Source organism: Pseudomonas allokribbensis, from assembly GCF_014863605.1.
GTDB lineage: Bacteria > Pseudomonadota > Gammaproteobacteria > Pseudomonadales > Pseudomonadaceae > Aquipseudomonas > Aquipseudomonas allokribbensis.
This window is the reverse complement of record NZ_CP062252.1, coordinates 5,478,251-5,501,381: the sequence shown is the minus strand read 5'-3', so window position 1 is coordinate 5,501,381 and position 23,131 is coordinate 5,478,251. Positions and strand designations below refer to the sequence as shown.

At 61.0% G+C, this 23,131-nt stretch carries 27 protein-coding genes, 1 pseudogene and 1 riboswitch; of the genes and pseudogenes, 12 read left to right on the top strand and 16 right to left on the bottom strand.

Translation table 11 applies throughout. From position 1 onward, the window contains the following. Positions 1 to 3 precede the first annotated feature (3 nt). From IF199_RS25200 to IF199_RS25185, 4 genes are all read right to left on the bottom strand, one after another. Entirely contained in the window at positions 4 to 945 is a 942-nt protein-coding gene (locus IF199_RS25200; protein ID WP_192558973.1) for a MerR family transcriptional regulator, read from the bottom strand. Continuing rightward, positions 945 to 1,898 (bottom strand): YbgA family protein, encoded by a 954-nt coding sequence (locus IF199_RS25195; protein ID WP_192558972.1) that lies wholly within the window; start codon positions 1,896 to 1,898, stop codon positions 945 to 947. Before IF199_RS25195 ends, IF199_RS25200 begins: the two co-directional genes overlap by 1 nt. Positions 1,899 to 2,009: 111 nt before the next feature. Further along, positions 2,010 to 2,225 (bottom strand): TIGR02450 family Trp-rich protein, encoded by a 216-nt coding sequence (locus IF199_RS25190; RefSeq protein ID WP_192558971.1) that lies wholly within the window; start codon positions 2,223 to 2,225, stop codon positions 2,010 to 2,012. Next, entirely contained in the window at positions 2,222 to 3,208 is a 987-nt protein-coding gene (locus tag IF199_RS25185; RefSeq protein ID WP_192558970.1) for an NAD(P)/FAD-dependent oxidoreductase, read from the bottom strand. The genes IF199_RS25190 and IF199_RS25185 overlap by 4 nt, the downstream gene beginning before the upstream one ends. A 197-nt stretch (positions 3,209 to 3,405) precedes the next feature. Here IF199_RS25185 and IF199_RS25180 point away from each other — a divergent pair, with 197 nt between their 5' ends. Together IF199_RS25180 and hemH are read left to right on the top strand one after the other, a co-directional pair. Further along, the gene (locus IF199_RS25180; protein ID WP_096822765.1) at positions 3,406 to 4,308 is read left to right on the top strand and encodes a TIGR01777 family oxidoreductase; all 903 of its coding nucleotides are present in this window, start codon (positions 3,406 to 3,408) and stop codon (positions 4,306 to 4,308) included. A gap of 13 nt (positions 4,309 to 4,321) precedes the next feature. Then, the gene (gene hemH, locus IF199_RS25175; RefSeq protein ID WP_192558969.1) at positions 4,322 to 5,344 is read left to right on the top strand and encodes a ferrochelatase; all 1,023 of its coding nucleotides are present in this window, start codon (positions 4,322 to 4,324) and stop codon (positions 5,342 to 5,344) included. A 47-nt stretch (positions 5,345 to 5,391) separates the two neighbouring features. Here hemH and IF199_RS25170 read toward each other — a convergent pair whose 3' ends face one another. Further along, the gene (locus IF199_RS25170) at positions 5,392 to 6,666 is read right to left on the bottom strand and encodes a uracil-xanthine permease family protein (protein WP_096822768.1); all 1,275 of its coding nucleotides are present in this window, start codon (positions 6,664 to 6,666) and stop codon (positions 5,392 to 5,394) included. A 2-nt stretch (positions 6,667 to 6,668) separates the two neighbouring features. Continuing rightward, on the bottom strand, positions 6,669 to 7,307 hold the full coding sequence (gene upp / locus IF199_RS25165) for a uracil phosphoribosyltransferase (RefSeq protein ID WP_007951682.1): 639 nt from the start codon (positions 7,305 to 7,307) through the stop codon (positions 6,669 to 6,671). Between the two features lie 165 nt (positions 7,308 to 7,472). On the opposite strand from upp, the gene IF199_RS25160 reads away from it, so the two are divergent. From IF199_RS25160 to IF199_RS25150, 3 genes are all read left to right on the top strand, one after another. Next, positions 7,473 to 8,030 (top strand): hypoxanthine-guanine phosphoribosyltransferase, encoded by a 558-nt coding sequence (locus IF199_RS25160; protein WP_096822770.1) that lies wholly within the window; start codon positions 7,473 to 7,475, stop codon positions 8,028 to 8,030. An 88-nt stretch (positions 8,031 to 8,118) separates the two neighbouring features. Then, entirely contained in the window at positions 8,119 to 8,598 is a 480-nt protein-coding gene (locus IF199_RS25155) for a hypothetical protein (protein ID WP_102621231.1), read from the top strand. Between the two features lie 63 nt (positions 8,599 to 8,661). Continuing rightward, entirely contained in the window at positions 8,662 to 8,949 is a 288-nt protein-coding gene (locus IF199_RS25150; RefSeq protein WP_007951679.1) for a PA4642 family protein, read from the top strand. Positions 8,950 to 9,024: 75 nt separating this feature from the next. Here the strand turns inward: IF199_RS25150 and mqo are convergent, their stop codons facing one another. Next, on the bottom strand, positions 9,025 to 10,533 hold the full coding sequence (gene mqo / locus IF199_RS25145) for a malate dehydrogenase (quinone) (RefSeq protein WP_192558968.1): 1,509 nt from the start codon (positions 10,531 to 10,533) through the stop codon (positions 9,025 to 9,027). Between the two features lie 737 nt (positions 10,534 to 11,270). Next, entirely contained in the window at positions 11,271 to 11,504 is a 234-nt protein-coding gene (locus IF199_RS25140) for a hypothetical protein (protein WP_085733640.1), read from the bottom strand. 191 nt (positions 11,505 to 11,695) lie between these two features. Here IF199_RS25140 and IF199_RS25135 point away from each other — a divergent pair, with 191 nt between their 5' ends. Further along, positions 11,696 to 12,280, top strand: a complete 585-nt coding sequence (locus IF199_RS25135; protein ID WP_096822774.1) for a YajG family lipoprotein — start codon at positions 11,696 to 11,698, stop codon at positions 12,278 to 12,280. Positions 12,281 to 12,336: 56 nt separating this feature from the next. Here IF199_RS25135 and IF199_RS25130 read toward each other — a convergent pair whose 3' ends face one another. Further along, entirely contained in the window at positions 12,337 to 12,543 is a 207-nt protein-coding gene (locus IF199_RS25130; protein WP_039766399.1) for a hypothetical protein, read from the bottom strand. A 193-nt stretch (positions 12,544 to 12,736) separates the two neighbouring features. Here IF199_RS25130 and IF199_RS25125 point away from each other — a divergent pair, with 193 nt between their 5' ends. Next, positions 12,737 to 13,015, top strand: a complete 279-nt coding sequence (locus IF199_RS25125; protein ID WP_096822775.1) for a hypothetical protein — start codon at positions 12,737 to 12,739, stop codon at positions 13,013 to 13,015. Positions 13,016 to 13,064: 49 nt separating this feature from the next. On the opposite strand, the gene IF199_RS25120 is transcribed toward IF199_RS25125, so the two are convergent. Beyond that, entirely contained in the window at positions 13,065 to 14,228 is a 1,164-nt protein-coding gene (locus tag IF199_RS25120; protein WP_170929378.1) for a 1-acyl-sn-glycerol-3-phosphate acyltransferase, read from the bottom strand. 142 nt (positions 14,229 to 14,370) lie between these two features. Here IF199_RS25120 and IF199_RS25115 point away from each other — a divergent pair, with 142 nt between their 5' ends. The 3 genes from IF199_RS25115 to IF199_RS25105 are packed head-to-tail and all read left to right on the top strand — an operon-like array spanning position 14,371 to position 15,483. After that, a complete protein-coding gene (locus IF199_RS25115) occupies positions 14,371 to 14,553 on the top strand; it encodes a CPXCG motif-containing cysteine-rich protein (RefSeq protein WP_096822777.1) in 183 nt (60 codons plus the stop codon). A gap of 9 nt (positions 14,554 to 14,562) precedes the next feature. Further along, complete coding sequence (locus IF199_RS25110; RefSeq protein WP_085709319.1) at positions 14,563 to 14,823, top strand: putative signal transducing protein; 261 nt, start codon at positions 14,563 to 14,565, stop codon at positions 14,821 to 14,823. Positions 14,824 to 14,859: 36 nt separating this feature from the next. Then, entirely contained in the window at positions 14,860 to 15,483 is a 624-nt protein-coding gene (locus IF199_RS25105) for an SOS response-associated peptidase (protein ID WP_096822778.1), read from the top strand. Between the two features lie 4 nt (positions 15,484 to 15,487). On the opposite strand, the gene IF199_RS30700 is transcribed toward IF199_RS25105, so the two are convergent. Together IF199_RS30700 and IF199_RS30695 are read right to left on the bottom strand one after the other, a co-directional pair. Then, a complete protein-coding gene (locus IF199_RS30700; RefSeq protein ID WP_371858593.1) occupies positions 15,488 to 16,231 on the bottom strand; it encodes a methyl-accepting chemotaxis protein in 744 nt (247 codons plus the stop codon). A 111-nt stretch (positions 16,232 to 16,342) separates the two neighbouring features. Next, positions 16,343 to 16,540: pseudogene (locus IF199_RS30695) on the bottom strand (HAMP domain-containing protein); the annotation flags it as partial. A 1,352-nt stretch (positions 16,541 to 17,892) separates the two neighbouring features. On the opposite strand from IF199_RS30695, the gene IF199_RS25095 reads away from it, so the two are divergent. Beyond that, on the top strand, positions 17,893 to 18,711 hold the full coding sequence (locus tag IF199_RS25095) for a M48 family metallopeptidase (protein ID WP_096822780.1): 819 nt from the start codon (positions 17,893 to 17,895) through the stop codon (positions 18,709 to 18,711). 44 nt (positions 18,712 to 18,755) lie between these two features. On the opposite strand, the gene IF199_RS25090 is transcribed toward IF199_RS25095, so the two are convergent. The 3 genes from IF199_RS25090 to IF199_RS25080 all read right to left on the bottom strand — a co-directional run bounded on the left by IF199_RS25090 (position 18,756) and on the right by IF199_RS25080 (position 21,589). After that, positions 18,756 to 19,340 carry a TMEM165/GDT1 family protein gene (locus IF199_RS25090; protein WP_096822781.1) on the bottom strand — a complete coding sequence of 195 codons (585 nt, stop codon included), beginning with the start codon at positions 19,338 to 19,340 and terminating at the stop codon, positions 18,756 to 18,758. Positions 19,341 to 19,427: 87 nt separating this feature from the next. Continuing rightward, a riboswitch (yybP-ykoY riboswitch) is annotated at positions 19,428 to 19,552 on the bottom strand. Between the two features lie 39 nt (positions 19,553 to 19,591). Continuing rightward, a complete protein-coding gene (locus IF199_RS25085) occupies positions 19,592 to 20,590 on the bottom strand; it encodes a class I SAM-dependent methyltransferase (RefSeq protein WP_192558966.1) in 999 nt (332 codons plus the stop codon). Positions 20,591 to 20,623: 33 nt separating this feature from the next. Continuing rightward, the gene (locus IF199_RS25080) at positions 20,624 to 21,589 is read right to left on the bottom strand and encodes a 2-hydroxyacid dehydrogenase (protein WP_096822783.1); all 966 of its coding nucleotides are present in this window, start codon (positions 21,587 to 21,589) and stop codon (positions 20,624 to 20,626) included. 91 nt (positions 21,590 to 21,680) lie between these two features. Here IF199_RS25080 and IF199_RS25075 point away from each other — a divergent pair, with 91 nt between their 5' ends. Beyond that, positions 21,681 to 22,310: a LysE family translocator gene (locus tag IF199_RS25075; protein WP_096822784.1), complete on the top strand. Its 630-nt coding sequence runs from the start codon at positions 21,681 to 21,683 to the stop codon at positions 22,308 to 22,310. Here the strand turns inward: IF199_RS25075 and IF199_RS25070 are convergent. Next, positions 22,294 to 23,067, bottom strand: coding sequence for an AraC family transcriptional regulator (locus IF199_RS25070; protein WP_192558965.1), 774 nt, complete (start codon positions 23,065 to 23,067; stop codon positions 22,294 to 22,296). The genes IF199_RS25075 and IF199_RS25070 overlap by 17 nt on opposite strands. Positions 23,068 to 23,131: the final 64 nt, after the last annotated feature.

Sequence of the window (23,131 nt, the reverse complement as noted above, 5' to 3'; positions counted from 1 at the left end):
TCATCAAATCAACTCTCGCTCTATCAGCACCTGATGCGCCGCCAGAGGATCTTCGGCCAGGTACAGATCAGCGATCTCGGAGGTTCTTACGGACAACTCGGCGTGGTGGATGCACACCGTTGGTCCGGCAATCATTTTCAGGCAGCTGACGCCATTCAACAGCTTCGGCAACTGCGCAAGGTTCATGGCTTTGCTGGAATACAGCAGTACGCCACGGGCTTGCAGATGATCGACTGCCAACGCCAGTTCCCCGGCCGGCAGCGGCCAGTCAAACACCTGCACCGGGCAATCGGCACTGCTGATCAACCAGGCGCAGAGCCACAGGTGCGGCTCCAGCAGTAAGTCCGAATGATTGACCAGCAGCAGTGGCGCACCGCGCAACTGACGGTTGTTATGGTAGATGCGTGCGCCAAATTTGCTACGCAGCCAGGCGTGAAAGAACACCCGCTCCATCTGCGCACCGAACTGGCCCTGCCAGCGCTGTTCGAGTTCCGCCAGCAACGGCATCAGCAATTGCTCGCACAGGGTTCGCGGCGGGTACAACGCCATGGCCTGGTTGACGCTGTCGTCGAGGCTGCGTTCGTTCAATTGGATGACCGCCTGCAGTGCGGCTTGATGCAACGGCTGCCATTCGTTTTCCAGCGGCTCGTTGAAGGCTTGCGGTGTGTCGAGCAGCGGTTTGACCTGACTGACCGCAACGCCCCGGTTCAGCCAGGTGAGGATGGTCTGGATGCGCTGCACGTGCTCGGCCGAGTACAGGCGATGACCTTTAGGCGTGCGCTGGGGCACGATCAATCCGTAACGGCGTTCCCAGGCGCGCAGGGTAATCGCGTTGACGCCGGTCTGGCGCGCGACCTCGCGGATCGGCAGCCAGCCGTCGTCGAGGGCTTTCTTGAAGTCGGCGCCGAGGTCTTCGCGGGCGCTGGTGTCGGGTGAGTCGTTCATCAAATGGCGTTTCGCAGGCTGAGGTTTTCCGGGTGCGGTTGCAGGTAAACCTGTTGCGCGATGTACGGATCGGGGTGTTGGCGAAAGTGATGCTTGAGCAGCGTCAGCGGCACCACCAGCGGCACGATGCCGTGGCGGTACTGGCCGATGACGTGCTGCATTTCCTGTTTGTCTTCGGTGCTGATGGCCCGTTTCAGGTAGCCACTGATGTGCTGCAACACGTTGCTGTGGGTGCGGCGCGTGGCGCAGGTGCTCAGCGCCGCCATCAATTGGCTGAAGTAGCGCGGGCCGAGCGCCACGGGATCGATTCCGCTCATGTTGCCCAGTAGATTGCCCAGCGCCTTGTATTGCACCGGGTTGTGGGCCATCAGCAGGTATTTGTAACGTGAGTGGAAGTCGGTCAGGGCGCGGCGGCTCAGGCCTTGTTCGAGCACCTGTTGCCAGTCGCTGTAGGCGAACACCCGAGTGATGAAATTTTCCCGCAGGACCGGATCGTTCAATCGTCCGGCTTCCTCCACCGGTAGATCTGGGTGCCGGACACAGAAGGCCTGGGCGTAGATCCCGCGCCCGCTGCCGATCGGCGCGCCGTTGTGGTGATAGACCTTGACCCGCTCCAGCCCGCAGGACGGCGATTGCTGCATGAAGATGTAGCCGCAGATGTCATCGAGTTCGGTGGCCATTTTCTGGCCATAAGCGGACAGCGCGTCGGTGACGTCGGCCTCGCGATGAACAGTGCCGAGAGCCTGGGGATGATCCGGGTCACCCACCAGGCGAATCGGCTCGCGGGGAATGCCCAGGCCGATCGCGACTTCCGGGCAGACCGGGACGAACTGGAAATACTCAGTGAGGGTGCGGGTGCACAGTCGCGATGCCTTGTGTCCGCCGTTGTAGCGCACTTCGGCCCCCATCAGGCAGGCGCTGATGGCGATCTTGGGTGGGGACGGTTCGGACATGGAGGCACCTCGAATCTGAATTTGTACAAAATAATTATTCTGTACAACATTCCTTCAGCATAGATTCAAGGGTGTACAAGTCAATTTATTTGTACAGGATTTTGGCGAGAACTAGAGCCAGCCCATTTTCCAGTGCGCATCGTCCTGCAATGCGTGCCAGTCCAACTGCGTGCTGTGTCGGGTCAACACAGCCTGTAATTCAATCTCTAGCACCGTGCCATCCTCGTCGCAGAATAGTCTGGTTATCAGAAAATGCTTTTCACGGTTTTGCGGGAGGGCTGCTGTCCATTTCGACAGCAGCAGTTTGCGCGGATTGAAGCGGTTCACTGCAGGTGTTCGTGCAGACGACGTGCAGCTTCCTGACCGCTGAGCCACGCGCCCTCGACCCGGCCTGACAGGCACCAGTCGCCGCATGCATAAAGCCCCAGATCGGCATCCGCCAGCGTGCCCCATTCATGGCTGGTGGATGGGCGGGCGTAGAGCCAGCGGTGGGCGAGACTGAAGGTGGGCGCGGGCATGGCGCTGTGCAGCAACTCGGCGAAGGCACCGTGCAATTGCTCGATCACGGCCTCCTTGGGCAGATCGATATGCTGCCGGCTCCAGGCACTGGTGGCGTGCAGGACCCAAGTGTCGAGCGTGTTGTCGCGCCCCGGTTTGCTGCGGTTGCGGGCCAGCCAGTCGAGGGGGCTGTCTTGCACGAAGCAGCCTTCGATGGGCGTATCCAGCGGCGTGTCGAAGGCGAGGGCGACGGCCCAGGTCGGGTCCATCTTCACGCCTGCAGCGGCCCCGGCGAGTTTCGGTGCAGCGGCCAGCAACGCGGTGGCCTGTGGGGCCGGGGTGGCGATCACCACATGGCTGAACGGCCCGTGGGTGAAGCCTTCGGCATCTTGCAGGTGCCAGTGTTCTTCGCCGCGATAGACCTCGGTGATCCGGCAGGCGAAGTGCACTTCCAGGCCGTCGAGCAAGCCACGGGTGATGGCGCTCATGCGCGGTGTGCCGACCCAGCGGGTCTGCTCGTCCGGCGACAGGTTCAGTTGCCCGCCATGATAGGTGTAGAGCTGCGGCGTCCACTCGGCGACCCAGCCCTGGCTTTGCCAGCGCTGGACTTCGGTGACGAAGCGTCGATCTCGGGCGGTGAAATACTGCGCGCCCATGTCCAGCGAGCCGGCGTCACTGCGCTTGCTCGACATGCGCCCGCCGCTGCCACGGCTTTTATCGAACAACTGAACGCTGTGCCCGGCCTCTGTCAGGGCCTGGGCGGCGGAGAGTCCGGCGATGCCGGTGCCAATGATTGCGATAGGTACAGTCATAGGGGCCTCGTTTACCTTTCTGTACAGACTACGCCGTGGATGAAACCTGTACAATTTTGTTTTTTGGTATAACTTCCAGCGTTTTCGTTCTGACAGCTTGGCCTATTGTTAAACAATAGAGCCTGCCCGATAGAAAAGATCCCTGCTTATAAAAATAGACTAGGGATCGGGGTAAAACGCCACGCGAGGAAGATGTCATGCACATATTGCTGACCGGCGGTACTGGATTGATCGGACGTCAGCTCTGCCGGCACTGGTTGGGGCAGGGACATCGCTTGACCGTGCTGAGTCGTCGCGCGGAAAAAGTCGCGAAAATCTGTGGAGCGCCAGTGCGTGGCATTGCGCGTCTGGAGGACTTTGGCGACGAGCCGGTCGACGTGATCGTCAACCTCGCCGGCGCGCCGATTGCCGACCGGCCGTGGACCCATCGGCGTAAAGCCGTGTTGTGGAGCAGTCGCATCACGCTCACCGAAACGTTGCTGACGTGGCTGGAAAATCGCGGGCAGAAACCGTCACTGCTGATCTCGGGCTCGGCGGTGGGTTGGTACGGTGACGGCGGCGAACGCGAGTTGACCGAAGACTCGCCACCGGTGATCGACGATTTCGCCAGTCAGTTGTGCATTGCCTGGGAGGAAACCGCGCAACGCGCCGAAGCGATGGACATTCGCGTGGTGCTGGTGCGAACCGGGCTGGTGCTGTCGGCCGAGGGCGGTTTTTTGTCGCGCCTGTTGCTGCCGTTCAAACTCGGACTGGGCGGGCCTTTGGGTAATGGTCGGCAGTGGATGTCGTGGATTCATATCGACGATCAAATCGCCCTGATTGATTTTCTTCTGCACCGCAATCAGGCCAGCGGTCCTTATAATGCGTGCGCACCGAAACCTGTGCGCAATCGCGAATTCGCCAAGACGCTGGGCAGCGTGCTGCATCGCCCGGCGTTCATGCCGATGCCGGCCCTCGCCTTGAAGGTCGGGCTCGGCGAGATGTCATTGCTGTTGCTGGGTGGCCAACGGGCCACGCCGGCACGCTTGCTGGAAGCCGGATTCAGTTTCCGCTTCACGGATTTACGCGCGGCCCTGGACGATCTCTCCAGCCGCCTCTGAAATAGGACGTTGCATGACCGATCACGCCTTGCTTCTGGTCAACCTGGGTTCGCCGGCCTCCACTTCGGTGGCCGACGTGCGCAGCTACCTCAATCAATTTCTGATGGACCCGTACGTGATCGACCTGCCGTGGCCGGTGCGGCGTCTGTTGGTGTCGCTGATCCTGATCAAGCGCCCCGAGCAGTCGGCCCATGCCTACGCCTCGATCTGGTGGGATGAAGGCTCGCCGCTGGTGGTGCTCAGCCGTCGCCTGCAACAGCAGATGAAGGCGCAGTGGACCCACGGCCCGGTGGAACTGGCCATGCGTTACGGCGAGCCATCGATTGAGACAAGCCTGCTGAGGCTGGTCGCGGCGGGGCACAAGCGCATTACTCTCGCGCCGCTTTATCCACAGTTCGCCGACAGCACCACGACCACCGTGATCGAAGAAGCCAAGCGAGTTGTGTGCGAGAAGAAACTCGATGTGCAACTGTCGGTATTGCAGCCGTTCTACGATCAGCCGGAATACCTTGATGCGCTGGTGGAGAGTGCCCGACCGCACTTGCGGCAGGATTATGATCACCTGCTGCTGAGCTTCCATGGTTTGCCGGAGCGGCACCTGAAAAAGCTCAATCCGGGGCACAGTTTCGAGGGCGGCGGCGATTGCTGCGCCGGTGCACCGCCGGAGGTGGTTGCGACCTGTTATCGCGGTCAGTGCCTGCGCACGGCGGCCGAGTTTGCCAAACGCATGGGCATCCCGGACGGTAAATGGTCGGTGTCGTTTCAGTCGCGGCTGGGCCGGGCGAAATGGATCGAACCCTACACCGAAGCGCGGCTGGATGAGTTGGCCAAGAGCGGCGTGAAGAAGATTCTGGTGATGTGCCCGGCGTTTGTTGCCGATTGCATCGAAACCCTGGAAGAGATCGGCGATCGCGGCAAGGAACAGTTCCGCGAGGCGGGAGGGGAGGAGTTGGTGCTGGTGCCGTGCCTGAACGATGACCCGCAATGGGCAAAGGCATTGGCGACGCTTTGTGAGCGGGCGCCACTGGCTCTCTGAAAACATGGTCGTTCCCACGCAACGTGGGAACGACCAACGCTCAAGGCTTAGAGCAGCGGCTCATCTGCCTTCTTGTGTTTCCAGCTGTCGTTGCCCGGCAGGATCAGGTTCAGCGCAATCGCCACCACCGCGCACAGCGCGATGCCTTTGAGGCCGAAGTCATCCGGACCGGTGCCGGTGCCGACCAGCACACCGCCAATCCCGAACACCAGCGTGACGGAAACGATCACCAGATTGCGCGCCTCGCCCAGATCGATCTTGTGACGGATCAGGGTGTTCATCCCCACCGCCGCGATCGAACCGAACAACAGGCACAGAATCCCGCCCATCACCGGCACCGGAATGCTTTGCAGCAGGGCACCGAACTTGCCGATGAACGCCAGGCTGATGGCGAAGATCGCCGCCCAGGTCATGATTTTCGGGTTGTAGTTCTTGGTCAGCATCACCGCGCCAGTCACTTCGGCGTAGGTGGTGTTGGGCGGACCGCCGAACAGGCCGGCGGCCGTGGTGGCGATACCGTCACCCAGCAGGGTGCGATGCAGGCCCGGTTTCTTCAGGTAGTCGCGACCGGTCACGCTGCCGACGGCAATCACGCCGCCGATGTGCTCGATGGCCGGGGCCAGCGCCACCGGGACGATGAACAGGATCGCCTGCCAGTTGAACTCGGGCGCAGTGAAGTGAGGGATCGCAAACCACGGGGCTGCCGCAATCTTCGCGGTGTCGACGACACCGAAATAGAAGGACATGGCGAAACCCACCAGCACGCCGGAAATGATCGGTACCAGGCGGAAAATGCCTTTGCCGAACACCGCCACGATCAACGTGGTCAGCAATGCCGGCATCGAGATCATCATCGCGGTCTGGTAATGGATCAGCTCCGAACCGTCACCGGCCTTGCCCATCGCCATGTTCGCGGCAATCGGCGCCATGGCCAGGCCAATGGAAATGATCACCGGACCGATCACCACCGGCGGCAGCAGACGGTCGATGAACCCGGTGCCTTTGATCTTCACGGCCAGGCCAAGGAAGGTGTAGACGAAACCGGCCGCCATCACGCCGCCCATGGTCGCGGCGAGGCCGAACTGGCCCTTGGCGAGAATGATCGGGGTGATGAAGGCAAAGCTCGACGCCAGGAACACCGGCACCTGACGCCCGGTGACGATCTGGAACAGAATCGTCCCAAGACCTGCGGTAAACAGTGCCACGTTCGGGTCAAGACCCGTGATCAGCGGCATCAGCACCAGGGCGCCGAAAGCCACGAACAGCATCTGTGCGCCGGACAGCACCGTGCGCCAGAGCGGATCGTTGAACTCTTGCTGCATGGTTACGCGTCCTTCTGCTTGGTGCCGAAGATCTTGTCACCGGCATCGCCAAGCCCAGGAATGATGTAACCGTGCTCGTTGAGTTTCTGATCGATGGACGCGGTGTAGATGATCACGTCCGGGTGAGCTTTCTCGACAGCGGCAATGCCTTCCGGCGCGGCAACCAGCACCATCGCGCGGATGTCCTTGCAACCGGCCTTTTTCAGCAGGTCGATGGTCGCAACCATGGAGCTGCCGGTGGCGAGCATCGGGTCGATGATCATGGCCAGGCGTTCGTCGATTTCCGGAACCAGTTTTTCCAGATAAGTGTGGGCCTGCAGGGTTTCTTCGTTACGGGCAACGCCGACGGCGCTGACCTTGGCGCCCGGGATCAGGCTCAGCACGCCTTCGAGCATGCCGATGCCGGCACGCAGGATCGGCACGACGGTAATCTTCTTGCCGGCGATTTTCTCGACCGACACAGTGCCGCACCAACCTTCGATATCGTAGGTTTCCAGCGGCAGGTCTTTGGTAGCTTCATAGGTCAACAGGGCACCGACTTCCTGAGCGAGCTCGCGGAAATTCTTGGTGCTGATGTCTGCACGGCGCATAAGGCCAAGTTTGTGACGGATCAGCGGATGGCGGATCTCTTGGATGGACATGGGGAAAGGCTCCGGCGGCGGGCAAAAAAACCGGCCTAGATTAATCTATCCGAGGGTGATGTCCTATAGGACATACAGTACGTTAGTCCACAAATGCTTGATTCGGCCGTGCGGGATGCGTACCTTTGCCCGCTTTTCCGAAACAGACCCCCCTTGGAGAGCGCCATGTCCGCTGATCTCGAGCATATCCGTCAAATCATGCGAGAGGCTGACTGCCTGTACACCGAAGCTGAAGTCGAGGCTGCCATTGCCCGCGTCGGTGCACAAATCAACGAACAACTGGCCGAGAGCAACCCGGTGGTGTTCTGTGTGATGAACGGCGGGCTGATTTTCTCCGGCAAGCTGCTGACCCATCTGCAGTTCCCGCTGGAAGCGTCCTACCTGCACGCCACCCGCTATCGCAACGAAACCAGCGGCGGCGACCTGTTCTGGAAAGCCAAGCCGGAAGTCTCGTTCATCGACCGCGACGTGCTGATCATCGACGACATCCTCGACGAAGGTCACACCCTGGGCGCGATCATCGACTTCTGCAAACACGCTGGCGCGCGCAAAGTGCACACCGCCGTGCTGATCGACAAGGACCACGACCGCAAGGCCCGTCCTGACCTGAAAGCCGATTTCGTCGGCCTGCCGTGCGTCGACCGTTACATCTTCGGTTACGGCATGGACTACAAAGGCTACTGGCGCAACGCCAACGGGATCTTCGCCGTCAAAGGCATGTAAGAGTCCCCTGAAAGATCGCAGCCCCTGGCTGCGATCTTTTGCTTTTAAAGACTGCTAAAGTGCTCGGCCCCGCCCTCCGGAGCCTGTCATGAGCCTCTTGATCCGCAGCTGCGCCGCCCTGTTGCTGACCCTCAGCCTGCCCCTGGCCGCCGCCCCGATGCACAGCCAATTCCTGCCGCCCGACGACCTGACCCTGCGCGATGCCGAACCCGAGCAGCAGCAACTGTTGCAGGTCACCGACTATTCCGTGGTGGTCGGCGCCCAGCGCCAGTCCAACCAGCAGCCGATTCCGGTCACATCGCCGTTGATGATTCGCCTCAAGGGCAAGTCGCTGAACAAGGGCGCGACGATCAACCAGGTACTGGTCAGTTTTGACGGCGAAAGCAAAAGCCTGAAAAAACCGGTGTATGACGACAAGAGCAAGACCCTGACGCTCTTCTATCCGTTGGCTCAGTACCGGGTGGTGATCGATCTGTTGCGCAACGAAACGGTGTACTGCCAGTTCCTGACCTACGCCAACGGCCACATCTGGGCCGATCTGCACACCGGCAGCACGCGTGCGCGTTGAGCCCTGTGCCCGGGCGGGGGTAAACTGCCCGCCCCGTGAAATGTCTGCGAGCTGGAGTCGGCAATGCGTAAAGATAAGAAGCAAGTGATTGGTGACGAGATCGGCGATGAGCAGATCAAGCTGTTCCTCGATTTTGAGCCGGTCGACGCCACCTCGCCGTCGCTGCACAAACTGGTCAAGGCCTACCGTGGCCTGCGCATCGACGATTTCGAGCGCTTCCTGACCTTCTTCGTTGCGGCCGGTTATGACGTGGACGGTAAAGACGAGCACGGCAAGACCTTCGTCGACCAGATCCGCGATCAACGCAACGCACCGGAATACATCGAGCTGATCGAGAAGGCACGCGGCTGATTGCCCGCGGTTTTCCCGAGGCATAAAAAAACGCCCCGCACTCACTGAGTGCGGGGCGTTTTTCATGGAGCCGAATCAGGCGTAGCTTTCGGTCTCGTTACTGGCTGCAACCAGTTCCAGCGCGACGTTGTTGTGCGCGTTGATCTTGCGATACAGCGCAGCGTCGGTTTCCAGGACCTTTTCACGGGCCGGGAAGATTTCCGCCAGTTTGGCAGCCCACTCACCCTTGGCCTTGGCCGGGAAGCACTTCTCGATCAGTTCCAGCATGATCGAAACGGTCACCGAAGCACCTGGCGAAGCGCCGAGCAGGGCGGCGAGGGAGCCGTCCTTCGCGGCCACCAGTTCGGTACCGAACTGCAGGATGCCGCCTTTTTTCGGGTCTTTCTTGATGATCTGCACCCGTTGGCCGGCCACTTCCAGGCGCCAGTCTTCGGCTTTCGCCTCGGGGTAGAAACGACGCAGGGATTCCAGACGCTGTTCCATCGACTGCATCACTTCGCTGACCAGGTACTTGGTCAGGTCCATGTTGTTCTTGGCCACGGCCAGCATCGGGCCGATGTTGCCGGCGCGAACCGACAGCGGCAGGTCCATGAAGGAGCCGTGCTTGAGGAACTTGGTGGTGAAACCGGCGTATGGCCCGAACAGCAGAGACTTCTTGCCATCGACCACGCGGGTGTCCAGGTGCGGCACCGACATCGGAGGCGAACCTACCGCAGCCTGGCTGTAGACCTTGGCCTGGTGATGCTTGACCACTTCCGGGTTGTCGCAACGCAGCCACTGGCCGCTGATCGGGAAGCCGCCGAAGCCTTTGCTTTCTTCGATGCCCGAGGCTTGCAGCAGCGGCAGGGCCGCGCCACCGGCGCCAAGGAACACGAATTTGGCGTCGACTTCGCGGCTGCTGCCGCTGTTGACGTCCTTGATGCTGACGGTCCAGCCATTGGCGTTACGCTTCAGACCGGTCACGCGTTTGCAGTATTTGACCTGGGCATCCGGAGCGCTGGTCAGGTGCTTGAGCAACTGATTGGTCAGCGCGCCGAAGTTGACGTCGGTGCCGTTGATCACGCGGGTGGCGGCGAGCACCTGGTCTTGCGGACGCCCCGGCATCATCAATGGCATCCATTCGGCCATCTTCGCCTTGTCTTCGGTGTATTCCATGTCGGCGAAGGCGTGGTGCTTGTGCAGTACGTTGAAGCGTTCCTTGAGGAATGAAACGCCTTTTTCGCCTTCGACGTAGCTCAGGTGCGGCACCGGGCTGATGAAGGATTTGCACGAGCCGAACGTGCCTTTCCTGGTCAGGTACGACCAGAACTGCTTCGACACCTCGAACTGGGTGTTGATGTGCACGGCTTTCTTGATGTCGACGGTGCCGTCGGCAGCCTGCGGCGTGTAGTTCAGCTCGCACAGGCCGGCGTGGCCGGTACCGGCGTTGTTCCACGGGTTGGAACTTTCCGCGGCACCGGAATCCATCAGCTCGACGACTTCCAGCTTGATCGCCGGGTCGAGCTCTTTGAGCAGGACTGCAAGGGTGGCACTCATGATGCCGGCCCCAACCAGAACTACGTCGACTGCTTCGTTATGCGCCATTTAACGCGTCTCCAAAATCTGCAGCACCAAATTGTCGGCATGGCTGCCAGGTATCCGGGGCAGGTCAGTTGCGCCCCAGGAACCCATGGCCAGGTTTGCCATGTCCGAATCTTCGCAATTTTTCGCAACTTCGACGGATGCGTGCGGCCTGGCTTCAAGAGTCACATGAACTCATTTCAGCACGGGGCTGGCAATTCGACTTATGGTCGAGACATCCGTTTGTGCAACCAAATCCGTAGCGGACAGGCTTCAGGCTCCGGTATTCGAGGCGTACCCGTTCCTGTGTCGTTGGGCTGTTTCAGACGCTAATGGTGCATGTTCAGACGCAAAACTATTCATTTGCTCGCCACACTCTTGTGAAGTTGTGAAAACCCGTTTTTTTCACGCTCTTTTGAAGACGTGAACCTCAAAAAAGGGCTGTCCGGGCCTGGCACCGTGCCCGGAAGGATTGCCGCCACGCGATACATGGGCAGGCAAAACGGGCAAACAACTCAGTGACCGAGCGTCATGACAGCTCTGCAGATTCGCGAAAAGCGGGGATTTGCCAGGGAAACAGCAAGCACGCCAGCTTCACTCGATCTGTGTGGGCGGCTCTCTGTGGGCGATTTTGATGCCAATGCACGCGCATTGACGCTGTTGCGGGGCCCGATCAGGAGACGTCCTTATAATCGGGGGGAGATTGTATCGAAGAAATGCGGGGAGTTGGTCGAGTTTAATGACTTTTATTAGGCATCCGGTCAGATGCTCAACATCGCCTGGGCGCGTGCGCGAGGGCGGTGCTGTTCGACCCGGGCGCTGGCAGGCAGAGGCTGGTGCAACCAGTTGAGGCGGATTTCCTCGATTTCGACCCAACCGTCACCCATTGGCTGCAGGCTGCACTGTTTGAAAGCCTGGCAATGGCCGTTGTGGTCGAGCAGGGCGAAGCTGCGGTGCAGCGGACGTGGAGCGAACAACGAGATCAGATAGCGCATGGTGTGTGTTCCTTCTGGAGATCTGTGACGAAGATTGTCAAAAGACCGTGAAGCGAACATGTAAGGGCGGTGAACAATCTGTGACAGGAACCGCGTGCACCGGGGTTTGTCAGAGATTTCAGTGCTGGTGACCCGCCGTGGCCCACCGCTATACTGCGGGCCTGTCTGTGCCTGATTCTGGAGAGAAGAGCATGTTGCAACGCCTGTTGTTCGGTTTGATCACTGTGACCAGTTTGACCCTGGTTGGCTGCGCCCACAGCCCGCAACAACTGAGCCCGGAACCGAAGCTGACCACTCAGCTGGCACCGGTCGGCCACGGCCAGCCTGTCGTGGTCCGCGTGGTCGACGGTCGTCCGTCGCCAACCCTGGGCACCCGCGGTGGCCTGTACCCGGAAACCAGCGCCATCACCGTACAGCGCGAGCAGATCCTGCCGAAGTTGCAGGCTCAGGCCGAAGCGGCCGTGCGTCTGCTGGGCTTCACCCCGTCCAACGGTGCGATGAATGCTCCACAACTGACCGTGACCCTGACTGAACTGAAATACCAGTCGCCGAAAGAAGGCATGTACGTGACCGAGGCCACCATCGGTGCGACCTTCCGTTCCGACGTGCAGAGCGGCAACCGTCGCTACAGCGGCCGTTACGGCGCGTCGCTGGACCAGCGTTTCGGCATGGCGCCGAATCAGGAAACCAACACCAAACTGGTCAGCGATGTGCTGAGCGATGCGCTGACCCGTCTGTTCAAGGATCCGACCGTGGGTCAGATCCTAGCCGAATAAGTTTTCGGTTGATGTGAAAAAGCCCGGGGCCATTGATGGCCCCGGGCTTTTTTCGTTCAGGCGGCTTGCGAATAGAAGTCGAGAACGCTGACGCCGGTCAGCAGGTCGGTCTCGGGCAAGTCCGCATGCTGGTGCCCGCCGAGGGCGCAATACACCAGCCAGTGACGGTCCTGAACATTGAAGGCCAGGCTGCCGACGAGGGTCTGTTGTTCGTCGGACGGGGAGATGAGGTACAGGCGATCCTGGTTTTCCGCGTGAAGCATGTCGCATTCCGTTTACGTTTCGAGGCGCGCAGGGTGGCCGAAACAAATGACGATGCCGTGACACAGGACAGCCATCGGTCGATTGCTGCGTTATTTGTCGTAAAGGGTAGGGCTGCGGGGGAGGGTTTCGGTAGAATCCGCGCCGCGGTCGTCGGTCTGGCGTTCGCCATTCCGGTTTAGATTGAGGTCTGTGATGTCGCTGCACTTGATGACGCTGTTTACCGCCCATCCCGCCAAACTGATCAACCTGCTGGCCCTGCTGTTGGCTTTCCCGGGCAGTTGGCTGCTGCACGCGACCCGGCGCCGTGAACAACGAGCGATGGCCAGTATCGCGGCCCAGCGTCAAAGCCGACCCGATCAGGAGCCGGTGCTGGATTGGGCGACCCTGCGCATGAATCGCTTCTTTTACCGCTTCGGCTTTGCCTGTCTGGGCCTGGCGTTGCTGGTGTCCTGGATCAGTACCCGCTACTGAACGAAAAACGGCGCCCGAAGGCGCCGTTCTTGTATCCGGCCGAAACCGCTTACAGCGGCAAACCAGCCTTGACCCGGTACTGATTGCGCACCGGCGTCGCGTATTGCAGCACCAGATATGGACGGTGCTCCTCAGGGCAGGCGTCCAACCGGTTCTGCCATTCTTCCTGGGCCTTGGCCAGTTCCTCGGCGCCGAACACCTCGGCAGCCTTCGGCACATTCAGTTGCGGATCAGCATCCGCCCACTGCGCGTACGCCAGGTAATGCACCGGGAACAACCGGTAGCCGCCGAGAATCTGCTTGTCCATCTCGACTGCCAATTGCTTGGTGTCTTCGAACAGCTCGGTGATCGGCGCGGCAAAGTTCACGTGCACCCGGCCCTTGTAGCCGGTGATGCCCTTGGCGATGCTCACGTCATCCTCGCCCGGCGCCTTGCTGTAGGTGCCGGTGGTGGCGCGGATGTACAGCTCGCGGGCCTTGGCCTGGTCGCACGGGTCGTATTCGTAGCTGATCGACACCGGGGTCAGGTTCAGCGACTGGATAACCTCGCCGAACGGCTCGTCCTTGCGGCTCATGTGGAACATCTTGAGGATCGCCGATTCTGTACGGTCGTCGCCGTCCTTCGCGCGGCCTTCGGCCTGGGCGATCCAGATCGAGGCGCAATCGTTGCGGATCGAGTGGTTGATGTAGGCCGACAGCAGTTGATAAGCGGCCATTTTCTCGCGGCGCCCGGTGATCGAACGGTGAACGATGAAGCTCTTGTTCAAGCGCATCAGGTCGCTGACGAACGGCTTTTGCAGCAGGTTGTCGCCAATCGCGATGCGTGGGGTCGGCAGGCCGGCGTGGTACACCGCATAGTTGACGAAGGCCGGGTCCATCACGATGTCGCGGTGGTTGGCGATGAACAGATAAGCGCTGCCGGACTTGAATTGCTCGACACCGGTGTAGGTCACGCCGTCGGTGGCGCGCTCGATGGTGTGGTCGACGTAGAACTCGACCTTGTCCTGCAAAGTCGCCACCGATGTCACGTCGGCGAACTCACGACGCAGCCGATGGGCTATAAGTGGTTTGAGCATCCAGCCGAAGGCACCGGCGAAACGCGGGAAGCGGAAGTGGGTGAGGATATCTAGAAACGCCTTGTCGCCGAGCAGTCTTGCCAGTACCGCAGGTACTTCGCTGTCGTCGTAAGGTCGGATGGCATCGAATTCGCCCATCATGCTCTCTTGTTGGAAACGGCTAGGGTAAGTAAAGGTTTTGATCGAAAACCAACGGGGCACGGTCTGAAAAAGTAGCCAGACAAAAATAGCCCTGCAAATAGACCGGCGATTATACGCACAAGTCACCCGGGAGACCGCGATGCTGGAAAGCGCAGTATATGAATGTCCGTATTGTGGTGAAGAGGTCGAGACGTCCGTGGATCTGTCGGGGGGCGATCAGACCTATATCGAAGACTGTCAGGTGTGTTGCCGGCCGATCACCTTTGTCCTGCAGGTCGATGGTCAGGACTGGTTTCTGGAAGTCTTCAGCGAAAACGAGTGAGGTGCGCCCATGCAGCGAATCTACGAGCCGGAAAACCTGATGGAAGGCGAGATGCTCAAGGGCATGCTCGCCAGCGAAGGCATCGAGGCGCATCTGGTCGGTCGCGATTTGCTCGGTGGCACGGGCGAGCTGCCGATCTTCGGTTTGCTCGGACTGTCGGTCGAGAACGATCAGGCCGAATACGCCCGCGAGCTGATCAGCGCGTACAATGCCGCGCTGCCGCTGCCCGGCGATGAACCGGAGAGCTTCCCCGGTACGCTGGTCTGTTAGGCTGGCGTTCGTTTTATTCTTGAGTCGTGCTGCCCCATGTGTGGACGTTATGCCCTGTTTCGCTGGAACCGCGACTTTGCGGCGCTGCCAGGTTTTCCCGCCGATCAGTTGGCGCAGTGGAACATTTCCCCCAATGATTCGGTGTTGATGCTGCGCGCCGAAGCCGATGGCCAGCGCACGCTGGCCCGCGCCCGTTGGGGGCTGACGCCGCCGTGGCTGACCGATCTGTCGCGTACGCCGGCCCATGCCCGGGCCGAAACCGTCGCCGAACAACCGATGTTCCGCGAAGCCCTGCGCCTGCGCCGTTGCCTGCTGCCGGCCAACGGTTTCTACGAATGGCGCGGCACCACACGCAAGCGCCCGTACTGGCTGACGCCGGGGGAGGGTTCTTCGTTGTTTTTTGCGGCGATCTGGGAGGCGTATCCGGTGCAGGAACAGGTGTGGCTGAGTACGGCGGTGATTACACAGCCAGCAGCCAGTCAGCGCCGGCCGTTGATTCTCGATGAGGCGGGGCAGGCGGCATGGCTCGATCCCGAGACGCCGCTGCATGTCCTGCAAGGCCTGCTCGCCAGTGAACCCGCCGCCTTGCGCGAGCGGGTGCTGGCGAACATGGTCAATGATCCGAAGCTCAACGGGCCGGAGTGCCTGACTCCGGCCTGATCGGTCAGACCTTGAACTGATTGATCAACCGCCGCTGCTGCTCCGCCAGTTTGGTCAGGTCCGCACTCGCCGAACTGGACTCGTCCGCGCCCCCCGCCACTTCATTCGCCACCTGACCGATGTTGATCACGTTGCGGTTGATGTCGTCGGCCACCGCGCTCTGTTCCTCGGCGGCGCTGGCGATCTGGGTGTTCATGTCGTTGATCACCGACACCGCCTGGGTGATGGTCTCCAGCGCTTCGGCTGCCTTGGCCGCGTGCTGCACGCTTTCGTCGGTGCGGTTCTGGCTGTCTTCCATGACCCGCACCACGTCGCGGGTGCCTTGTTGCAGTTGCTGGATCATGCTCTGGATTTCTTCGGTAGCCTTCTGGGTTTTCTGCGCCAGGTTGCGCACCTCGTCGGCCACCACGGCAAATCCGCGACCCTGCTCACCGGCACGGGCGGCCTCGATGGCCGCGTTGAGGGCCAGCAGGTTGGTCTGCTCGGCGATCCCGCGAATGGCGATGAGGATCGCGTTGATGTTTTCGCTGTCCTTGGCCAGCGTCTGCACCACGTCCACCGCCTTGCTGATTTCCACAGCCAGCACGCCAATCGAATTCGACGTGTCGCGCACGATCTGCATGCCTTGGCTGGCAGCCTGATCGGCATGGCTGGCGGCTTGCGCGGCCTGGGTCGCGTTGCGCGCCACGTCCTGGGCGGTGGCGGTCATTTCCTGCACGGCGGTGGCGACCTGATCAATCTCGGCCATCTGCTTCTGTATGCCGATATTGGTGCGGATCGCAATGTCCGCCGTGTGCTCCGAGGAATCGCTGACACTCTGCACCGACGACACCACCTGCGTGATCATCGCCTGCAACTTGGCGAGGAAGGTGTTGAAGCCTTTGGCGATTGAGCCAAGTTCGTCTTTGCGATCACTGCTCAAACGACGGGTCAGGTCGCCTTCGCCCTGGGCGATGTCATCGAGCATGGTCACCATTTGCTTCAGTGGCCGAGCGATGCCGTGGCCCACCAGCCAGATCACCAACAGGCCGAGGCCGGCGATGATCAGGCCGACCATGGCCATGCCGAAGGTGTCGGATTTGCGCTGGGCGTCGAGGTCACCCTGGAGTTTCTGCAGGTCGGCCATCACTGCGTTGAGCGGCAGTTGCAGCATCAGCGTCCAGCGTGCGTCGGTCTGACCGATGCCGAACGGCAGGTACAACTCGATCCGGCCCGAATCCTTATTGACGGTGTAGGTCACTTCGCCGCGCTTGAGATTGGCCATGTTGGCAATCTGCTGGGCGTCGAGGATGTCGCTGACCTTCTCGCCGAATTTGCTCGGGTCCTTGGTGTAGGCGACGATCCGGCCGTTGCCGCCGATCAGGGCCATTTGCCCGGCGCCGCTGTACAGTTTCTGGTTCGCGCCCAGGAGCATTTCCTGAATGAAGTTCACCGACAGGTCGGCGCCAACGATGCCCTGGAACGCGCCGTTGAGCATGATTGGTTCAATGAAGGACGCGAGCATGACGATCTTGTCGCCGACCTTGTAGGGCGCCGGATCGATCACGCAGGATTTCCTGGTTTCTTTCGAGCACAGGTAGTACTCGCTGGCGCGCACGCCGGTGGACAGGACTTTCTGGTCGTCGACGTCCACCAGTTTGTCCAGGCCGAGGGTGCCGTCCTCGTTGCGGAACCACCAAGGCAAGAAGCGCCCGTTTGCGGCGTCGATGCCGACCACGCTGGTGCCGACGTAAGCCGCGTCATTGTGGTCCAGTGCGTTCTTTTCCCAGCCGATGTAGGTGCCGAGAATCTTTGGGTTTTTCTCGACGTTTTCCTTGATCAGGCTGATCAGTTGCTCGCGGCTGACGGTCAGTCGTGGCTGACCATCGGCGCCGGGCGTGCCGAGCAGGGCGTTGACCCGCACCAGTCCGCCGGCAATCAGCAACGGCGCTTCCAGTTCGCGCTGGATCTGGCTGACCTGGGTCTGTGCCAGCGAGGTCAGGCGTTGTTCGATGACTTGTTCGAACTGGGCCTGGGTTCGCTGTTGGACCATATCTTGAGTGCGGGCGCCGGAAAACAGCGCATACAGCACCAACGCAGCCACCACGCTGAGAACGATGGCGCCGGCCAGGGCCGCCACGGAAAACTGGATCGACTTGAATTTCATGGAAGCTCCGCACGCAAGAGGACATCTGCGCTGCTGTATCGGCAGCCACTATTGCGCCATGAGGCGAAGTGCGCGCAATTGACGGTGGATGTCGCAAATGGATCAGTGCGCGACGCAGTTGCAGAGGGCTTGTCGGTGGATGTGAATTTTTTCCTACAGGGCAGAGGAGTGTCTTCTGAAAACAGGTGCATCACGTCTGTTGTATCTGGCGTCGATACAATTACCCGCCTAGGATACGCGGCATGTTTTCAGGGAGCTTTTGAATGAACAAGACTTTGGTTGTAAGTGCACTGAGCGCGGCGCTGTTGCTGGCCGGTTGTCAGTCGGTCAACACCACCAGCGGCGGTGCCGTGGGCGTGGAGCGCAAGCAGTACATGTTCAGCATGCTGTCCTCGCAAGAGGTCGACCAGATGTATGCCCAGTCCTATCAGAAGACCGTTGGCGAAGCGTCCAGCAAAGGTGTGCTGGACAAGACCAGCAACGAAGCCAAACGGGTTCAGGCGATTGCCAACCGTCTGATCGCTCAGGCGCCGAACTTTCGTCCGGATGCCGCGCAGTGGCAGTGGGAAGTGAACCTGATCAAGAGTGACGAGCTCAACGCCAACTGCGGCCCTGGCGGCAAGATCATTTTCTACACCGGGCTGATCGACAGCCTGAAACTGACCGACGATGAAATCGCCGCGGTCATGGGCCATGAAATCGCCCACGCCCTGCGCGAGCACGGTCGTGAAGCAATGTCCAAGGCCTATGGCATCGAGATGGCCAAGCAGGGCGCCGGTGCATTGCTCGGTCTGGGGCAGGACAGCCTGGCGCTGGCCGACACCGTGGCCAACTACGGGATGACGCTGCCCAACAGCCGTGCCAATGAAAACGAAGCCGACCTGATCGGCCTGGAACTGGCCGCTCGCGCCGGCTACAATCCGAACGCCGCGATCACCTTGTGGAACAAGATGAGCAAGGCGTCCGAAGGCGCGCCGCCAGAGTTCATGAGCACTCACCCGGCATCCTCCAGCCGGATCGCCTCGTTGCAGGCGGCCATTCCGAAGGTCATGCCGCTTTACGAAAAAGCGCCAAAATCCTGAAGCAATGATCGCTCCCGCACTGAGTGTGGGAGCGATCTGCCAGATCAGACCCAGCCGCTGCTCTGCATCGCCTTGTACACCGCGACAATCGCCAGAATCATGAACGCCGAAGCCGCGAGGCGACGGATCAGGGTCAATGGCAATTTGTCTGCGGCAAAGTTACCCGCCAGAACCACCGGTACGTTGGCAATCAACATGCCGAGCGTGGTGCCGATGATCACCAGCCACAGTTCCGGGTATTGCGCGGCCAGCATCACGGTGGCGATCTGGGTCTTGTCGCCGATTTCCGCGAGGAAGAATGCGATCAGGGTGGTCAGGAACGGCCCGAATTTGCGGGCGGTGCTGGCTTCATCGTCGTCCATCTTGTCCGGCACCAGCGTCCACAGGGCGGTGGCGGTGAAGCTCGCGGCGAGAATCCAGTGCAGGACCGCATCGGAGAAGAAGCTGCCGAACCAGGCGCCTACCGCACCGGCTGCCGCGTGGTTGGCCAGGGTCGCAGCGACGATACCGGCAATGATCGGCCAGGGTTTGCGAAAGCGAGCGGCGAGAATCAGCGCGAGCAGTTGCGTCTTGTCGCCGATTTCGGCCAAGGCAACGATTGCGGTGGGAACGAGTAACGAGTCCAGCATCAGGATTTCCTAAGGGGCGGGTCGACACGGCTATGACACGTACAGCCTTCCCGCCCCGGGTAAGGTGTGCGTGTCATAGGTCTTGTCAAACCCTGCGATCCGTCTGCTGCGGACGCTTGGGTCGCATACGCCATGATCTGAGGATCAAGTATGTTGACGTATGCCGGACGAGCATGGCGCTCGTGGGAGACTACTCCCCTAGGACGGAGCGGATTCTGCCTAGGCAGAATCCATTCGGCAAGTGCTAATTTTCAGCCGCGCTTGGCCCGGTAAATCCGGAAACCATTGCCTTCGGCCTTGATCGCACACACGCCCAGATGCTCTTCGATCAGCGGCTGGTACTTCAGGAAGCTGTTCGCTACCAGGCGCAGTTCGCCACCGTTTTTCAGATGTTTGGCTGCTTTTCGCAGCAAGTTCTCTGTGGCGAAATAGTCGGTGTGTACGCCGACATGGAACGGCGGGTTGCTCAGAATTGCGTTCAATCCCATCGGTGCGGCGTCGATTCCGTCACCGGTCAACACGTCGGCTTCCAGACCGTTGGCTGCCAGAGTCAGGCGACTGCTGGCGGCAGCGAAGGCGTCGACGTCGAGCAACGTGACCTGATTGTGCGGGTAGCGACGTTTGACCGCCGCGCCAAGCACACCGGCACCGCAACCGAAGTCCAGCAGATGACCGCTCGGCAGTTTGTCCAGATGCTCCAGCAGCAGGGCGCTGCCGCGATCCAGTCGGCCATGGCTGAAGACGCCCGGCAGGCTGATGACTTTCAGCGGGCCCTCGGCCAGTGGCAGCTCATAAGTCTGCGCCAGGCTTTCCAGGGATTTGGCTTCTGGAGCGTTGGCCACAGTCACTTGCCACAACTGGCAATGACGCGCGCTGTCGAGCTTGCGCGGCTTGCCGAACGGGTTGAGCTGCTTGGATGCACCTTCGATGCCGCTGCGCTTTTCCCCGACCAGAAACACTTCGCGCCCGGCCAGGCGTGAAGCCACGGCATTGAGGATGTAATCGGTCAAATCCTTGGACTTGGGCAGGAACACCACCGCGCTGTCGAACTCGCGCTCCGGCACGTTGACACCGAAATGGCTGCGGCCTTCAAAGCGCGCATCGAGCGTCGCCTGATCGCCGGCATGCCAGCACCAGCCAAAGGCGTTGGGCAGGCGCCCGAGCAGATCGTCGGCGGGCAGACCGGCCAACAACAGCGAACCCTGGAATAACTCGACCTGACGAAGCAGTACTTCACTGCGCGGATCCATAACTGCTCCTGTGAAAAAAAGTGCCGCAGTTTATCAACTGACGACCCGCAGCGCCTTACCGCTGAAGAACGCCTGGGTGTTTTCGACCAATTGACCCACGATCCGCTGCCGGGCTTCGCGGCTGCCCCAAGCGTTGTGCGGGGTGACGATCAGGCGCGGGATGTCGGCAGCCAGCAGTGGATTGCCATTAGTCGGTGGCTCGACGCTCAGCACATCGGTGGCCGCGCCGCCCAGATGACCGTTGCGCAAGGCATCGGCCAGGGCCTGTTCGTCGATCAGACCACCACGGGCGGTGTTGACCACGAAGGCACCGGGTTTCATGGACGCCAGTTCGCGGGCACCGATGAAGTGCCGGGTGTGTTCATTGAGCGGGCAGTGCAGGGTGAGGGCGTCGATCTGTGGCAGCAGTTCTTCCAGCGGCAGGCGATCCGGCCGGGCCGGGCGCCCCGGAATCTGTCCGAGCAGGACGCGCATGCCGAAGGCTTCGGCCAGACGCGCGACCGCGCCACCGAGTTCGCCATGCCCGAGCAGGCCCAGGGTTTTTCCCTCCAGTTCGACGATCGGATAATCCAGCAGGCAGAACTGTTTCGCCTGTTGCCAGCGTCCTTCACCGACGGCTTTTTGATAATCGGCCAGGCGCGTGGCGAGGTTGAGCAACAGCATGATCGTGTGTTGCGCCACCGATGGCGTGCCGTAACCCTGGCAGTTGCACACGGTAATTCCCTGGGCGCGGGCGGCGGCCAGATCGACATTGTTGGTGCCGGTGGCCGTGATCAGGATCAGTTTCAGTTGAGGGTTGGCAGCCATGGCTGCGGCATCGATCAGGATCTTGTTGCTGATGGCAACGGTCGCGCCTTGCAGGCGTTCGGCAACCTGCGCAGGCAGTGTCTGGGCGAACAGTTGCAGGTCGCTGAAGCAGGCGCGCAACGGCTCGAGGTCAAGGTCGCCCAGATCCAGGGAAGGGTGATCGAGGAATACGGCGCGGTGGGCGTTCGTCATCAACTGTACCTGTTGTGCTTTGAAGGGAAGGCGTAATCTGCCGAGCCTACCAGATGAAACAAAACGTTACGCTTGGCCGAAAGGAGCCCCCATGTACTGGACCGAGTTCTTGACCGTTGCACTGATCCACCTGCTGGCCGTCGCCAGCCCCGGCCCGGACTTTGCCGTGGTGGTGCGCGAGAGCGTGACCCACGGTCGTCGCGCCGGTACCTGGACGGCACTGGGCGTGGGCACGGCGATTTTCCTGCACGTTGGTTATTCGCTGCTGGGCATCGGCCTGATCGTTTCCCAATCGATCGTGTTGTTCAACGCCCTGAAATGGGCCGCCGCCGCTTACCTGCTGTACATCGGCTTCAAGGCCTTGCGCGCGCAACCGGCACCGGCCGTGACCGACGATTTGCACAAAGAGGCCGGCGAACGCACCGCCCGTGGCGCCTTCACCTCAGGTTTCGTGACCAATGGTCTGAACCCGAAAGCCACGCTGTTCTTCCTGTCGCTGTTCACCGTGGTGATCAACCCGCACACGCCGCTGGCGGTACAGGCCGGTTACGGGCTTTACCTGGCTGCCGCGACCGCCACCTGGTTCTGCCTGGTGGCGATGTTGTTCAGCCAACAGCGCGTGCGCGCCGGTTTCGCCCGCATGGGCCACTGGTTCGACCGCACCATGGGTGCCGTGCTGATCGCCATCGGCGTGAAACTCGCGTTCACCGAGATGCATTGATCGAGCTGAGCTGATTCAGGGCGTTGAGGTACTCCCGGGGATTGTCCCCGAGCAAACGGCGAAACATCGCGCTGAACGCCCGCGCGCTGCCGTAACCCAGATCCCGCGCCACGCTCTGCACGCTGTCCCCGGCGAGCAAGCGGGGCAGGGCTTCCATCAGGCGCAGTTGCTGGCGCCAGGCATTGAAATTCATCTTCAGTTGTTGCTGGAACAGCCGCGCCAACGTGCGCGAGCTGGCGCCGACCTGCTGCGCCCAGTCCTCCAGGGTATTGGGATGATCCGGGGTGCGCAGCAGCGCCAGGCAAATGCTTTGCAAGCGCCGGTCGCTCGGCATCGGGATGTGCAGCGGCAGGTTTTCGAGGCCGGCCAGTTCCTCCAGCATCAATTGCTGGATCAGCGGGTTGTCGGCGTGGGGCGGGCCCTGCACCGCGCGCAGGATCAGTTCGCGCAGCAACGGCGTCACTGCCAGCACGCAACAGTGTTGCAGGCTGGCCGGCGACAGCTCGGGTGCGATGAACAATGAACGCATCTGCACATCGCCGGACATGAAAATCTCGTGGGCGACTTCCGGCGGAATCCACACCGCACGACTCGGCGGAAGCACCCAGGCACCTTGCGCCGTGACCACGCGCATCACCCCGTTCACGGCATAGAGCAATTGCGCCTCGCGGTGCAGGTGCAGCGGCTGGTGCGAGCCGTCCAGATAGTCCCGGGGATAGGCACTGACCGGTCCGTGTTCGAAATGGCTGATCAACATGTCGGATTCGATGACTTGGTTGGCAGGAATGCGCTTTCCGGCCAACTTAGCATGAGCGCTCACT